Source organism: Streptomyces krungchingensis (assembly GCF_054729265.1).
On the sequence record NZ_JBPUKY010000002.1, the window covers coordinates 505659 to 519527 of the forward strand.

The following is a 13869-nucleotide window of genomic DNA, read 5'->3' on the forward strand; positions in this document are numbered from 1 at the left end:
TTCCGAGGCGGGCGACGCTGCGACGTCGGTCCTGGCCCGGGGCTCCCGGCGAGTTCACCCGCCGGGAGCCGTATCGAGCGTGTCACCTCTACGGAACGTCGGGCGGCTCGGAGCCGGAACCAACGGCACCTGCGGTGAGTTGCTGCAGGCGTTCGGCGGTGCCGTCGCGACGGGCGCGCCACAGCCCGTGCTTGGCCAGCAGGCCGTTCGAAACGGTCAGAAGGGCCTTGTACGGTGGCGCGGCCAGGCCCTTGGATGTGTGGGGAGCGTAACGGGCCCCTTCATCGGTGACGGTCAGCCAGCCGGTGAGGGTTCGCATGCCGAGTCCGACGCACTGCGGTTGGAAGGCGTGGGCGAGGAAACCGGCCCTTCGCCCGCCCGGCGGCAGCAGTCCCGGCGGTACGTCGAGGTGCAGCCCAGTGTCGTCGTACCCACCGACCGCCACCGGGACGATGACAGGAAGGCCGTCCGCGCCCTGGTAGGCCAGAACCCGGTGTGGCAGTTTGCGGATCTGGCGGGCGACCGCGGAGACGTCGACGCGCGGATCCGTACCGTTCTTCGGCGGCTTCTGCCCGGTCGGCATCTCCGGCCAGTCAGCACCCGTGACCGCAACTGTGTCGCGGGCCGTCAGGTCGGGCCAGACAGCGACACGCTGGATGTCGACGTCGACAAAGACGCGTTCTTGGTGATACTCGCGCAACAGCCAGTCCCAGATCGGCCCGCGCTTGGTCTCCCCGAAGAACGGCTCTGAGGCCAGCCGCAGTTCCGCGAGGCGCCGCGGTGACGGTCGCAAGTCGACCGACGCGGTGCCCTGCGCGAGTACGTAGTGGCTGGTCGCGGCAAAGCCGTGCTCCCGCGTGTGGTAGGCGAGCGACACGTGCGGGTTCCGCAGGATGTGCTCCAGCTTCTTCGGGAAGCCGAGCGAGGTGGTGAAGCCGACGCGGCCCGCCTCCCGGTCTCCGAGGCCTACCGGAGAGACGCTGGTGACCACGGCGCCCCCGGCCGGGGTGATGTATGCGGCCGCGACGGTGAGGTCGCCCCTGATGGCGCGATCCGCCGCGTCCGGCCACCTGACGGGGGCCGGGGTCACGAGCCGGTCCCGCGCAGGATCCGCAGGTCTTCGGCCGCCTGGTGGCGCATCGCGGGGATGAGCGGGCGGACCGGCTCCGCCAGGGCCGCGAGCATGAGCTCGACCTCCGCGGGCGTACCCACCTCGTGGAGGAATCCGATCATGAGATGCCCGGCCACGGGCGGCGTGGTGGCGATCACCTGCTGCGAGAATTCCGCCCATTCCGCCGGACTGATGTGGTCGCGCAGCGCGGGGAAGAGGATCGGCTCCTCATGGGTCAGGTGGCCGTGCACCGTGTCGCGTACCGCGACGGCTGCTTGGTGGAGCGCGTCCCGGACTGCGTCACCCGTGCTGCCTCCAACCCGACCGGCTCCCGAACCGGCCGATTCGCCGGGCCTGTCGTCGGCCCCGCCGTCGCTCACCGCGACGGCGGCGAGCCGGTCGAGCGCCTCGTCCAGTCGCTCATGGTCCCCGCTCAGCTCGTCAAGCGCGAGCGCGGTGTCCGGCGCCGCCGTGACGATCCGCGGCCACAGGTTCTCATCCTCGCTCTCGTGGTGATGGCGCAGGTTCACCACGAGGAAGTCGCGCAGCTGTGCCAGCGCGCTCAGTGGCACCGATGGGCGAACCGCCGCCTCCGCCAGCAGGGCGGTGGCGACGCGGTGGACGTCGTGGGCAAGTCGGGTCTCGAGGACCGCGATGGGCTCATCAGGAAGGTCTGTCATGCTGAATATCCGTCCTTCATCTACGTGTTGTGGGCGGTAGAAAGGTGCACGGCCATGCCGGTGCCCTCGACCGGGTCGCTGTGGCCCGCCGAAAGTCCACAGGCCGGATACGAAGTCCGTGTCGGCCGCCGGGTCGGGTTGCGGGTCACCAAAGGACCGGTTCCCTTCGACCTGGCCGCGGGCGACACCGACGTCGGCTCACCGCACGCGGATTCCGGCGCGGAAGACTGCCTGTACGTCAAGAATTGCGGCAGGGTCGTCCGCGGGGTTGCCGGAGACGACCAGGATGTCGGCGTCGGCACCGGCGGTGATCCGGCCCTTGCGGCCCTCCACACGACACAGGCGGGCCGCCGAGCTGGTCATGGAAATGAGCGCGTCCAGCGGCGCGACGCCGAGCCGGGCCAGGTCGGCCACGCCGTGGGGGAGTACGTTGTGAGGCTTCACGGGCCCGATACCGGCGTCCGAGCCGATGACGACGTTGGCGCCGTACTTGTGCAGGCTGCTGTAGATGTCCCAGAGGGCATGGACGAACTCCGCCTTGGCCTCGGACATCTGCAGGTCCACGGCTGGGTCCAGACCCAGCGTCAGGCTGACGAAGGTTCCCTTCCTCACGATGGTGTCGATGAGGTCGGGGTCGGGAGCGATGCCGTCGGCGGAGAGGAAGGAGACGTGCTCCAAGCTGTCGACGCCCGCTTCGACGGCGTCCCTGATGGCCTGAATGCCGTGAGCATGGGCAGCCACCGGCAGCCCGAGGCGGTGTGCTTCGTCCACGACGACACGCAGGTCCGCCAAGCCGTACTGCGACGCGTGCGGTGCCACCGAATCGGGTGTCATATGGCCGCCGCTGGCCATGATCTTGATGACGGCGCAGCCGCGGGTGTGGCGCTCGCGGACGGCCGCACGAAGCGCTTCGGCGCCCTCGACCTCACCGCCGAAGAAGTGGCAGTGGCCGCCCTGCGTGGTCAGCGGAGGTCCGGCAGCCAGGATTTCCGGGCCCAGCTCCGGGTGCCCGGACATCTCCTCCACGAGGGTCAGCGAGAGATAGCCGGGGTCACCGAGGTCGCGCACGGTGGTGACCCCGGCCAGCAGTGCGGACCGGGCCGCAGCCCGCATGTGTACCAGCAACTCGCTGACGGAGGCCGAGGCCAAGGACGTCACGGGGTCCGGGCCGGCGTCGAAGGCAAGGTGGACGTGGGTGTCGATGAGGCCGGGCATCAGACAGGCCGAGCGGCCGAGGTCGATGACCTGGCTGCCGTCGGTGGGCAGCGCCCCGGTGCGGTCCACGCGCACAATGCGGTCCCCCGACACGTACACAGTGGAGGGGCCCGACAGACTGAATCCGTCGAACATCGAACCGGCATGGAGGGCAAAGGAATTCATCGGCATATCTCCCATCGGAAAGCGTGTGTCACGCGGTGCTCCGGCCGGTACCGGGCGGTGGAGATCCGCGGCTGCACCGGCCTGGCCGACCCGCCGACATGCGCCTTTGCTCCGTAAGGACCCGGGGCATGCACACCCCACGTCGAAGGTCCGGTCGCGGGCCCGTCAGCGGGGTTCGACTCGCGTCAGGTAGACGAGGTGGCCTGCCCAGGTGTGACAGCCCCGACCTGCGGCGTTTCGGCCGGTGACGGTCCAGTCGTAGATCGTGGTCTCGCCGGTCGGGCCAGAGCGGAGGCTGCCGCGGCCACCGTTGATCACCGGGAGAAGGGGGCCTGGTTCCGGCCCGCTGTGCCCGTGCCGTCCTTCAGTTACGAGCATGTACTCCTAACCTGGTAAGGTGCAGAACATCAAGCGTGGAGACTTCTCCGCGCCCGACAGGCAGCCCTCCCGCCCTCGGGTGCCGGGATCGCGACCCACGATTCATCGCGCCGCGCTGAGTACCGGGTGTGGCGCGAAGAGTTCGCACGGGTCGCCGAAGGGTGTGAGGTGCGGACATTTTGTTCCCAAGATTCTGGATAAAAAATATCTAGATTTGCACTCGCGGTGCATGAGGGCTCACCCGAGCATCGGCGAGAGCGGAGGAGGCTGCGTCGATGGACGGGATGCATGTGCCCAGGCAGCGTGGGGTGCTGGAGGAGGAGTGGGAAACGCATCGGCCCGCCGTCTTCGGGGCGGCGTACCGCTTGCTCGGCAGCGTGGCCGATGCCGAGGACGTGGCCCAGGACGTATGGCTGCGGGCAGCCACAGCGGACCTGCGCGACGTCCGTGACCTCCGGGCGTGGCTGCTCACGGTGGCCGCGCGACGGTCGTACGACATCCTCAAGTCGGCCCGCGTCCGCAGGGAAACCTATGTCGGGCCGTGGTTGCCGGAGCCGTTGCTGACGGGGCCGGACGCTTCGGAGCCGGTGCTGGTGGACGAATCCGTCGGGTCGGCGATGCTGCTGGTGATGGAGGAACTGAAGCCGTCGGAGCGTGTGGCGTTCATCCTCCACGATGTTTTCGGTCTGGAGTTCAGCCAGATCGCCGATGTGCTGGGCGCCTCTGCGGCGGCCGCCCGCCAACTCGCCTCACGAGCACGGCGGAAGGTGGCCGCGGCAAGGCAGTGCACGCCACGTGCTTCCCGGTCGGAGCGCGAGCGCCTGGTCACCACGTTCCGCAATGCCTACGAAGCGGGGGACATGGCCGGGCTGGTTCGCCTCCTGCACCCCGATGCCGTCTTTGTCAGCGACGGTGGCGGCAAGCTCGCCGCGGCGCGCAAGTCCATCCACGGCGGCGCGCGCATCGCCATGGTGATGGTACGAGTGGGGCGCCGGTGGCGCCCGGACAGCATCGAGGTCGTCGAGGTCGGAGGCGAATCAGCGCTCCTGCTGCGTCGGGACGGGAGGGTCGTCTCCGTGGACACGCTGGAGATCAAGGACGGCCTGATCGCCGCCTACCGCAGGGTCCTCAACCCGGAGAAGCTCGCGCACGTGTGACACCTCGCGCCGCACATCTGCTCGTCCGCGCTGGTATGGGACTTGCGCCTGTTCAGCCGTATCTGCCGGGCATGGGAGGTCATCGACGGCAGTCGGCCCGGCATGGTGCGGGCTGACGTCTCGGGGCAAGCCACACGATGTTCGTCATCACCTGTTCAAATGGTGGTGACCTTGACTCATCAATAAGGTGAAAAATCTCGCCTTCGAGGGCTGGCTGCGCCCGCGAAAGACACCCCCATTCCGGCTTACCGGCCCGCCGGTTCACCCAATGGCAACGGGAGATGGCAGGCCGGTCCCAGACGGTTACCGCAGCCGGATCGGCTCCCGGAGATCCGGCCTTTGCTGCTGGTTCTTCCGCAATCAACCGTTCAAATGTACGGTGAAGTGCCTCTCCGTGACTCCGGCGGGAATGGTGCGAATGAAGCCCGAGGCATTGCTGTACTTGCCCGATCCGCCGGTGATGCCGACGTCGACGTAGGACGGGGCGGGCAGGTGCAGCAGCGCCTGTCCGGCGAACTGTCCCTCAGGCAGGGAGAAGGTGCCCAGGCACTGGAGCGCCGTCGGATTGACGCGGGTGATGGTGCAGATCGCGCTGTGATCGCCGACCTTCTTGCCGTCGCGATAGAGGTCTTCGTGGACGACGTTCTGGTCGCCGATACTGGCGCCCTTCTGGCCCAGATCTATTTCCGCGCTCGCGGTCTGCTTGCCGACCAGCTCGAAGGTCTCGGCCCTGTGCTTCGCCGCGGGAGCGCTGATGGAAGTCGGTGTGTCCGCCGAGGCCCAGGGCGCCAGAGTGAGGCCGCCGGCGAGTGCCGTGGCCACACCGGCGGCCGCACTCAGGTAACGCCCCTTCTTGGTCTTGAGAATGTTCTGCATCATGCGTCTCCGTTCAGTGGTGAATAGATGCGATAGCGACAGAATGCACTATCGGGTCCCGATGGATAGGGGCGCTTCGGCCGACTCGCGAAACAGCCCTTGTTCGGGTAGATGCTTCGACAGTTTCATAAGCATTCGTCACCTGTCAAACAGGTGACGCATTGATTCAGGCCTCCGAACCGTCCTACGGGAAACGAGGCTCGATGTGATGTGTGAAGCCTCGCGCCCGGACGGTGTGAGTAAGTGCTCAAGAGGATTTCGGGGTGACCGGGCGTGGTCGTGCGCACCGAGGCGTGGCGTCGGACCGACCGCCGGAGGTGGAGCCCAGGGAGACCCGGACCGGAATATCCACCCTTGTCGATGAGTATATAGGAGTATGTGCTCCTAAGTGTAGTGCAGGCGGCGCCACGGTTCCACAGGTGTGGCGAGCCGTTGCCGAAGAGCAGCGGCTCAGCCCGACGCTCCCGACTGGTTGCGCGCGTCTCGTCCGTGCCACTGGAGGACTTCGAGAGCGGCCGCCACTTCGAGGGTGTGCCCGGCGAGCGGGCGCGGCAGCAACCGGTCGGCGCGGGCGAGACGCCGGAGCAGGGTGTTGCGGTGGGTGAAGAGGCGGGTCGCGGCCCGGGAGGCGTTGCACTGTTCGGCGATGAAGACCCGTACCGTGTCGGTGATGTCGGCCGGTGCCGTTGCCAGGTCGCCGAGGATGCGGTTGACGAAGCGGTCGGCGTGTTCGGGGTCCTGGGTGAGGAGCGCGACGAGTTCGACCTCGTCGTACGAGGCCAGGCGCTGAACGGACGACAGGCGGGCCAGCATCTGCTGCGTGGTGAGCGCGTCGAGATGACTGCGGCGGAAGCCGTCGACGCCCGGAGCGGGCGAGCCGAGCGCGATGCGTACGGCGGGCAGGCCGGCCAGGGCGTCCCGCACATGGTCCGCGTCGGGACGGCCGTGGACCCACACCCAGCGGGTCGCGGCACTGGCGAGGACGCTCAGCGGCGGCGTCTGACCGGCCGCGGCGGCGAGGGCGTCCGCGGCGCGGTCGAGTTGATGGAGATCGGCCGCGGGATCGTCGGCCCAGACGACGGCTGCGGTGTGCGTCGGCTCCAGGGCATAGCCCAGTCGTGCCTGGGCGCGCTGCTGGGTGATCGGCGCGCCGTCCAGCAGCAGGGTCACGATCTCGCGGCGCTCGGCATGGGTGCCCCGGGTGAGCTCGCCGCGCTCGACGTGCATGCGTGCGGCGATGGCGGCGACGGTGTCGTCGACGAAGGCGGAGATGGACCGGAGTGACACGTCGAGCAGCTCGCGCAGTTCCTCGGTGTCGGTGGTGAGCGAGCAGGCGATCTGTGTCCACATCCGCACGGCGACACTCTGACCCACCCGGTAGGAGTCGAGCGCGGATTCGTCGAGGCCGCGTCGCACCAGGTCGCGGGCGATGGCCAAGGGGGCGTCGCCGTCGTTCGCAGGCACCGGTTCGCCAGGGGCGCGAACGTTGCAGGCTGCCCAGAACAGCAGGTTGGACCGATTGGTCCGCCGTGTCCCGGCGGCGAGCACCGGATCCGCGGCGACCTGCTGCGCCTGACCGGAGAGCGTGGCCGCGTCGAGTTCGGCGAGCCACTCGGGCCTGGGATTCAGCGCGATCTCGGCGCCCTGGCGCATCAGTTCCCGTACCTGGGGTGACGGCGGGTTCCACAGCGGCATGCGACGACACTAGCGGTGCACAGTGCACCGCAGGAGGGTCCATCTGGTGCAGTTCGCGACTGGCCGCTCGGTCGCCCGGGCTTCACCATGGTCGGGCCGCACCTCGTCGTCTGGAGTCGTCGCCCATGTCTGCTGCCTCAGCTTCGCCCGCCGTCGAGCATCTCGACGTCCTGATCATCGGCGCCGGGATCTCCGGTATCGGGGCCGGTCGCTATCTGAAGACCGAACTGCCCTCGAAGACCTTCGCGATCCTGGAGGCGCGGGCCGCCTCCGGCGGTACCTGGGACCTGTTCCGCTATCCGGGCATCCGGTCCGACTCGGACCTGCACACCTTCGGCTATGAGTTCAAGCCGTGGCGCGACGAGGAATCCATCGCCTCCGCGCCACGGATCCTGACGTATCTGCGCGAGACCGCCACCGAGAACGGCCTGGACAGCCACATCCGTTACCACCACAAGGTGCTCTCGGTGTCCTGGTCGACCGGCCAGGCACGGTGGACGGTGCACATCGAGCGCGCCGACACCGGCGAGCGGACGACCCTGACGTGTGCCTGGCTGTTCTGCGCCGGCGGGTACTACCGCTACGACGAGGGGTTCACCCCGCACTTCGAGGGTCGGGAGCGCTTCCGCGGCCCCATCGTGCACCCGCAGCAGTGGCCCGAGGACCTGGACTACGCCGGCAAGCGGGTCGTGGTGATCGGCAGCGGCGCCACCGCGGTCACACTGCTGCCGGCGATGGCCGACACCGCCGCGCACGTGACGATGCTGCAGCGGACCCCGTCGTACATCCTGCCGGTACCGAAGAAGGACGTGATCGCCAACGCCTTGAAGAAGTACCTCGGGCCCGAACGGGGCTACGCGTTGACCCGGCGCAAGAACATCGCCCAGCAGCGTTTCGTCTGGTCCTTCTGCCGGCGCCACCCGAAGGCCGCACGCCGGCTCATCCGGTGGGCCAACGCGAAGCAGCTGCCCGACGGTTATCCGCTCGACGAACACTTCAACCCGCCGTACGACCCCTGGGACCAGCGCCTGTGCGCCGTACCCGACGGGGATCTGTTCAAGGCCATCGCCGCCGGAAAGGCCTCCGTCGTCACCGACCGGATCACCACGTTCACCGAGGACGGAGTACGGCTTGAATCCGGCCGGGAACTCGAGGCCGATGTCGTCGTCACCGCGACCGGACTGAACGTGCAGGCGTTCGGCGGCATCGCGGTCACCGTCGACGGCGAGGAGATCCGCCTGCCCGACACCGTCGCCTACAAGGGCATGATGCTCTCCGGGATTCCCAACCTGGCCTTCTCGATCGGCTACACCAACAGTTCCTGGACGCTGAAGGTCGGTCTGCTGTGTGAGCACTTCTGCCGACTGCTGGCCCACATGGACGCGGCCGGCCACGACATCTGCCGCCCCGAAGTGGCCGATCCGGCGATGGAGACCCGGCCTTTCCTCGACTTCGCCGCCGGCTACATCCGGCGCGCGGTCCACCAACTGCCCCGGCAGGGCGACCGGATGCCGTGGCTGACGTCGATGGACTACCACTCGGACGTCAAACTGCTGCGCGCCGACAGTGTCGTCGATCCCGAACTGCACTTCTCACGGATCGAGGCATCCCGCGCCACGGCGCCGGCCGCGGGCCGCTGACGCTCACAGCCGGCTGTACTTCTCGATGTCCTCGGTGAACTCCTGGATCGCCTGTGCCGTGAGCGTCGGCCGTGTGTCGGCGATGGCGGTCATGTAGTCCTCGGTGGTCGCCGGTCGGCCCTGGCGATGTGTGACCTCCCGCTCGAACGCCGCCTGAGCTCCCTTGCGGGAGGCGAACTCGATGTCGGCCGGTGTGAACATCTCGCTGGCCTCGACCAGTTGGCCGAGGTCGACCTCATCGGACGAGGCCATCAGATAGCGGCTCCAGATGGCCTCACGCGCGACCTGGTCCGGTGGGCCGATCGGGATGACGTAGTCGAACCGGCCGGGCCGCAGGAACGCCGCGTCCAGTGAGCGAACGGAGTTGGTGGCGCAGGCCAGCAGCCGCGCGTCCTGTTCTCGGAAGACAGGGATGAGTTTGAGCAGTTCGTTGGTGACGCCGTGACCGGGATCGACCGCCTTGCCCGACCGCACGCCGGCGATCTCCTCCACCTCGTCGATGAAGAGCACCACCGAGTCCAGTTCCGCCAGGTCGGCGAACGCCTCACGCAGTGCCGCGGCGAGTCCTTCGCTGGTGTCGGCGGCGAGCCGGGAAGGGAACAGTTCGACGAACGGCCAGCCCAGCCGTGACGCCACCGCCTTGGCGAAGCTGGTCTTTCCGGTGCCGGGTGGCCCGAAGAGAATGATCGCCTTGGGTGGGACGACGCCGTAACGGTCCGCCAGTGCCGGTTCGGTCAGCGGGAGCACCACACGTCGTTCGACGACTTGTTTCTCCCGCTCCATGCCGGCCATGGTGCCCCAGAGTCCGTCGGGCAGCATACGGCCGCCGAGCGCATCGAGGACGCCGGCATTGACGGTGCCGGGCGGTTCGAGTTTCTCGTAGTAGGTGAGACCGTCACGGGACTGGTATCCGCAGTTCTCCAGAGCTCTCGTCCCCGCGGCGTGGGCGGGCAGCAGCGCACTGATGTGGCGTACGCCCATCGCCCGCAGTCGTCGTTCCAGCTCGGCGAGCAGGGCACTGCCGATGCCCCGTTCACGCCAGCGCGAGGCCAGTGCCACCAGGAGAATCCACCCACGCTTGCCGGAGGCCTGCGCGACGGCCATGCCCACCAGTTCGTCGCCGACCACCGCGACCACCGCCGTCTGGCCCGCCTTGGCGGCCGCCATGACCTCGGAGACCGGAAACACCCGGTCCTCGTCGGTCCGGCGGCTCTGGTCCCAGATCTGGATGGCCTGATCGAGGTCGTCGTCGTGATAGTCGCGCAGATGCCATACGGGCATCGTCACCACCTCACTCGGGTGGGGGCTCGCATCCCATTCTCCCCGTGGCGGCGCCGAGTGACGAACGGACAAGTGTCGCCTCGACGCCGCCACGCTTCGGGAAGCGAGTCCGGTCCGCCGCCGGTGCGCGGTGTCAGGCGTCGTGCAGGAGATCGGCCGCTCGCTCGGCGATCGCGTACACCGTGGCGTTCGTGTTGTTGGACGGGATGGAGGGGATGACGGAGGCGTCGGCGACGCGCAGGCCGTCGAGTCCGCGGACGCGCAGCGCCGAGTCGACGACGGACATCTCGTCCTCTCCCATCATGCAGGTGCCCACCGGGTGGCAGTAGGACCCGAAGTTCCTGCGGGCGTAGTCGCTGATCGACTCCGCGTCCACGGCGTCGAGCCCCGGGCTGACCTCCTCGATTCCCCATTCGGCGAGGGCGGAGGACCAGGCGATCCTGCGCGCTGTCGTGATGCCGGACAGCACGGTCCGGACATCCTGTTCCGCAGAGAAGTAGTTGGGGTCGATCACGGGTGGTGCGTAGGGGTCGGCCGAGGTGATGCGCAGTGTGCCGCGGCTGGCCGGGCGCATGGGGGAGACACCGATGGTGAAGCCGTTCGCCACGGGGGCTATGGGGTTGGGAACCGGTATGTCGATGAAGATGATCTGCAGGTCCGGTCCGTCCGCCTCCGGTGTGCTGCGCAGCAGGCCCAGGATCTCGCCGTGGTTGTTGCGCGCCATGGGCACCGGGCGTTGTGCGTGGAAGACGAGGTTGGCCCGCGGGTGGTCGTGCAGGTTCTGCCCGACGCCGGGAAGTGTGTGGAGGACGTCGACCTGTGCCTGTCGGAGGTCCTTCTCGGGGCCGATGCCGGAGCGCAGCAACAGCTGCGCCGATCCGATCGTCCCGGCGGTGAGCACCACTTCACCGGTCGTCGTCGCGGTGCGGACGCGGCCCCGTGCGCCGTACTCCACGCCGGTGCAGCGAGTGCCGTCGAAGAGCAGACGGTGTACGACGGCGTCGGTGACGACGTCCAGGTTGGGGCGGTTGCGTACCGGGGTGAGATACGCGTCGGCGGCACTCTGGCGGCGTCCGCCGACGATGTTGAGGTCCACCGGGGCGAAGCCCTCTTCTCGGCCGCCGCTGATGTCGAAGGCCCGGCGGTGCCCGGATTCGACCGCCGCGTCGAGGCAGGCGAGCAGGACCTCGTTCGGCTCGGCGGCCGGGCCGACGAACAGCGGTCCGTTCGTCCCGCGGCCGACGCCGCCGCAGACGGCGGTCTCGCTGCGCTGGAAGTAGGGCAGCAGGTCGTCGTACGTCCAGCCTTTGGCGCCGTGCTCGCTCCAGCTGTCGTAGCTGGTGTGGTGGCCGCGAGCGAACACCATGGCGTTGATCGCGGTGGAGCCGCCCAGGCCCTTGCCCCGCGGAAGCGCCACCGGGGCGCCGGAGGCGCGCTGCGCCACGGTCATGTCACCCCAGCCGGCCTCCGAGGCGGCCAGCGAGGGCCACGCCGGCGGCTGGGCGACCGCGTCGGGGAGCGTGGACGAACCGGCCTCCAGGAGGAGGACGCGGGCGTTCTCGTCCTGCGTCAGCCGGGCGGCGAGCACGCACCCCGCGGTTCCGGCGCCCACGAGTATGTAGTCGTACACAGGCTGTGATGACATGGCGGTTCCATCCCTGTCTGAATCGGTGGAAGCGATTTGAGCGTAACACTGGTTCGAATCGGTGATTCACCGGTTTTGATACCGTTGATTCATGACTGCTGATGTGGTGGACGGCCGGACGGCGGCGACGCTTCGACGCAAGATCGTCCTCGCCGCCGCCGATGTGCTGGAACAGGAAGGGCTGGACGCCATGTCCACCCGCGCCGTGGCGACGCGTGCCGGTGTGTTCCCGCCGACGATCTTCCGGCTCTTCGGGGACAAGGACGGCCTGCTGGAGGCCGTGGGCGAACACGGCTTCGAAACGTATCTCCAGGCCAAGAGCCGCATTCCGCAGAGCGACGACCCGGTCGCGGACCTTCGCCTCGCCTGGGACCTGCACATCGAGTTCGGGCTGACGCAACCGGCTTACTACGTCCTGGTCTTCGGGCAGGCGCGCTCCGGTCACCTGTCGCGCGCCGGCCGCGAGGCCGTCGCGGAACTGCAGCGCATGATGACCCGCGTCGCCGCGGCCGGCCGGCTGCGCATGAGCGTCGAGCGGGCCACGGCCGTCATGCACGCCGCGGGCGTGGGCGTGGTCTCCACGATGAACAGCACACCCCCCGAGGCCCGTGATCTGGACACGGCCGTCGTGACACGCGACCTCGTCTTCGACGCCATCACCGCGCCGCCGGCGGATTCCCCGCCCACGACGAAGGACGCCGGTCCGGCCACCGCGGCCATGGGACTGCGTGCCGTGCTGGCCGAAGCAGGGGAACTGCCCCTCAGCCCAGGGGAGAAGCTGCTCCTGCAGGAGCTGCTCAACCGCCTCGCCGACGTCCCGCAGGCCACTGGCTGACGAACACCACAGATGGCCTTCTCCGGTCGCCGGCCCGCGCCGTTGGGACGGAGGGGGCCGTCCGCCTCAGGCCGAGCGCCGATCAAGAGGTGACTCCTGCGGCCAGTGTCCTGGCGAGCGCCTCGGCCGCGGAGCGCGCCGCCTTTTCCACCAGGCTGATGCCGATCTCCTGGGTGCTGCTGCCGTTCAGCAGGACGGCCAGATAGAAGACCCTGCCGTCCTTCACTATCCGGCCGATGCTGTTGATGTCCCACTTGCTGCTCTGACTCCTCTGCAACCAGCCGTTCTTGAGGGCGGTGGGCCGTCCCGGATCCGCTGCCACGGACACGCCCCAGTCCTGATTCGGCGCGACGTGGTACATCAAGTGCTGGATGTAGGCCCGTGCCGCGGAACGGAGCGGCGATCTGTCACCGAACACGGCGGCCAGCAAGCGGACCTGATCGAGTGCGGTGGTCTGGGTGAGGCCCCAGACGGTGCCTTCGCCCCCCGTGGTCTCGCGTAGGCCGAGACGCGTGTTGGCCTTGTCGAGTGCCGATGCTCTGCCGATGGCCGACCAGAGCGCGCTGGTCGCGTCGTTGTCACTGTTCTCGATCATGGCGGTCGTGAGGCTGCGCTCCCGGGCGGTCAAGTCCCGCCCCGCGTCCTGGGCCTGGAGCAGCAGTGTGGAGAGTATGTCCACCTTGACGATGCTGGCGGTGTCGAAGATGCCCCTGCCGTACTCGGCCCATCTGTTGCTCTGCGGGTCCAGGAGTGCGACCGACATGGTGCCGGTGCCGAGATGGGACGTGACAGGAGCCAGCGCCGACGCGAGGTCCACAGACCCGGGCGGGGCGGGAGCGGACGCCGTTGCTTGTCCGGTGGGGGCTGTCGGTGTGCCCCCGTCCGAGGGGCTCGGCCAGCGTGCCGTGCACAAGGCGGCGGCGCCTGCCAGGACGGCGCCGGCGGCCGCCGCCCCTGTCAGACGTCGCCTCTTGACCCGTCTGAGCCGCCGTACTTCGGTCCGGGTCGGGCGGTGACCGGCCGGGATCGCACGTCCGGTCTCGATGTCGTTCGGGTGCGAATCCGACATGCGTGGTCATCTCCTTGCACCGTCGATGGCGCCTGAGTGGGTGGACGAAAGGGTCCGCGGCGGTCGGGTGCCACGGACGGCCGTGGAAGGGGCTGGAAGGGCGTCGAGTGCAGGCCTCTTCG

The 13869-nt window shown here is 68.8% G+C and carries 11 protein-coding genes; 3 read left to right on the plus strand and 8 right to left on the minus strand.

Going from position 1 to position 13869, the window contains the following annotated elements; all coding sequences use genetic code 11:
* Positions 1 to 88: 88 nt before the first annotated feature.
* From ACSYGO_RS42925 to ACSYGO_RS42935, 3 genes are all read right to left on the minus strand, one after another.
* Positions 89 to 1090, minus strand: coding sequence for a pyridoxamine 5'-phosphate oxidase family protein (locus ACSYGO_RS42925; RefSeq protein ID WP_460390044.1), 1002 nt, complete (start codon positions 1088 to 1090; stop codon positions 89 to 91).
* A complete protein-coding gene (locus tag ACSYGO_RS42930; protein ID WP_460390045.1) occupies positions 1087 to 1791 on the minus strand; it encodes a hemerythrin domain-containing protein in 705 nt (234 codons plus the stop codon). The genes ACSYGO_RS42925 and ACSYGO_RS42930 overlap by 4 nt, the downstream gene beginning before the upstream one ends.
* A 198-nt stretch (positions 1792 to 1989) precedes the next feature.
* Entirely contained in the window at positions 1990 to 3171 is a 1182-nt protein-coding gene (locus ACSYGO_RS42935) for a metal-dependent hydrolase family protein (protein WP_426675196.1), read from the minus strand.
* A gap of 653 nt (positions 3172 to 3824) precedes the next feature.
* Between ACSYGO_RS42935 and sigJ the strand changes: the two genes are divergently transcribed.
* The gene (gene sigJ, locus ACSYGO_RS42940) at positions 3825 to 4706 is read left to right on the plus strand and encodes an RNA polymerase sigma factor SigJ (RefSeq protein ID WP_460390046.1); all 882 of its coding nucleotides are present in this window, start codon (positions 3825 to 3827) and stop codon (positions 4704 to 4706) included.
* Positions 4707 to 5066: 360 nt separating this feature from the next.
* On the opposite strand, the gene ACSYGO_RS42945 is transcribed toward sigJ, so the two are convergent.
* Together ACSYGO_RS42945 and ACSYGO_RS42950 are read right to left on the minus strand one after the other, a co-directional pair.
* Positions 5067 to 5585, minus strand: coding sequence for an allene oxide cyclase barrel-like domain-containing protein (locus ACSYGO_RS42945; protein WP_432175229.1), 519 nt, complete (start codon positions 5583 to 5585; stop codon positions 5067 to 5069).
* A gap of 447 nt (positions 5586 to 6032) precedes the next feature.
* Positions 6033 to 7277, minus strand: a complete 1245-nt coding sequence (locus tag ACSYGO_RS42950; RefSeq protein ID WP_460390047.1) for a PucR family transcriptional regulator — start codon at positions 7275 to 7277, stop codon at positions 6033 to 6035.
* A gap of 125 nt (positions 7278 to 7402) precedes the next feature.
* On the opposite strand from ACSYGO_RS42950, the gene ACSYGO_RS42955 reads away from it, so the two are divergent.
* Positions 7403 to 8917: a flavin-containing monooxygenase gene (locus ACSYGO_RS42955; RefSeq protein WP_460390048.1), complete on the plus strand. Its 1515-nt coding sequence runs from the start codon at positions 7403 to 7405 to the stop codon at positions 8915 to 8917.
* A 3-nt stretch (positions 8918 to 8920) separates the two neighbouring features.
* Here the strand turns inward: ACSYGO_RS42955 and ACSYGO_RS42960 are convergent, their stop codons facing one another.
* Both ACSYGO_RS42960 and ACSYGO_RS42965 read right to left on the minus strand, forming a co-directional pair.
* Positions 8921 to 10198: an ATP-binding protein gene (locus tag ACSYGO_RS42960; RefSeq protein ID WP_426675191.1), complete on the minus strand. Its 1278-nt coding sequence runs from the start codon at positions 10196 to 10198 to the stop codon at positions 8921 to 8923.
* A gap of 133 nt (positions 10199 to 10331) precedes the next feature.
* The gene (locus ACSYGO_RS42965) at positions 10332 to 11843 is read right to left on the minus strand and encodes a GMC family oxidoreductase (protein WP_460390049.1); all 1512 of its coding nucleotides are present in this window, start codon (positions 11841 to 11843) and stop codon (positions 10332 to 10334) included.
* Between the two features lie 91 nt (positions 11844 to 11934).
* Between ACSYGO_RS42965 and ACSYGO_RS42970 the strand changes: the two genes are divergently transcribed.
* The gene (locus tag ACSYGO_RS42970) at positions 11935 to 12678 is read left to right on the plus strand and encodes a TetR/AcrR family transcriptional regulator (protein ID WP_460390050.1); all 744 of its coding nucleotides are present in this window, start codon (positions 11935 to 11937) and stop codon (positions 12676 to 12678) included.
* A gap of 82 nt (positions 12679 to 12760) precedes the next feature.
* Here the strand turns inward: ACSYGO_RS42970 and ACSYGO_RS42975 are convergent, their stop codons facing one another.
* The gene (locus ACSYGO_RS42975) at positions 12761 to 13441 is read right to left on the minus strand and encodes a serine hydrolase (protein WP_460390051.1); all 681 of its coding nucleotides are present in this window, start codon (positions 13439 to 13441) and stop codon (positions 12761 to 12763) included.
* Positions 13442 to 13869 lie beyond the last annotated feature (428 nt).

Coding starts and splice junctions, on each gene's coding strand:
- ACSYGO_RS42930 (WP_460390045.1), bottom strand. CDS start 1,791: ATGACAGACCTTCCTGATGAGCCCATCGCGGTCCTCGAGACCCGACTT.
- ACSYGO_RS42935 (WP_426675196.1), bottom strand. CDS start 3,171: ATGAATTCCTTTGCCCTCCATGCCGGTTCGATGTTCGACGGATTCAGT.
- sigJ (WP_460390046.1), top strand. CDS start 3,825: ATGGACGGGATGCATGTGCCCAGGCAGCGTGGGGTGCTGGAGGAGGAG.
- ACSYGO_RS42945 (WP_432175229.1), bottom strand. CDS start 5,585: ATGATGCAGAACATTCTCAAGACCAAGAAGGGGCGTTACCTGAGTGCG.
- ACSYGO_RS42950 (WP_460390047.1), bottom strand. CDS start 7,277: ATGCCGCTGTGGAACCCGCCGTCACCCCAGGTACGGGAACTGATGCGC.
- ACSYGO_RS42955 (WP_460390048.1), top strand. CDS start 7,403: ATGTCTGCTGCCTCAGCTTCGCCCGCCGTCGAGCATCTCGACGTCCTG.
- ACSYGO_RS42960 (WP_426675191.1), bottom strand. CDS start 10,198: ATGCCCGTATGGCATCTGCGCGACTATCACGACGACGACCTCGATCAG.
- ACSYGO_RS42965 (WP_460390049.1), bottom strand. CDS start 11,843: ATGTCATCACAGCCTGTGTACGACTACATACTCGTGGGCGCCGGAACC.
- ACSYGO_RS42970 (WP_460390050.1), top strand. CDS start 11,935: ATGACTGCTGATGTGGTGGACGGCCGGACGGCGGCGACGCTTCGACGC.
- ACSYGO_RS42975 (WP_460390051.1), bottom strand. CDS start 13,441: ATGTCGGTCGCACTCCTGGACCCGCAGAGCAACAGATGGGCCGAGTAC.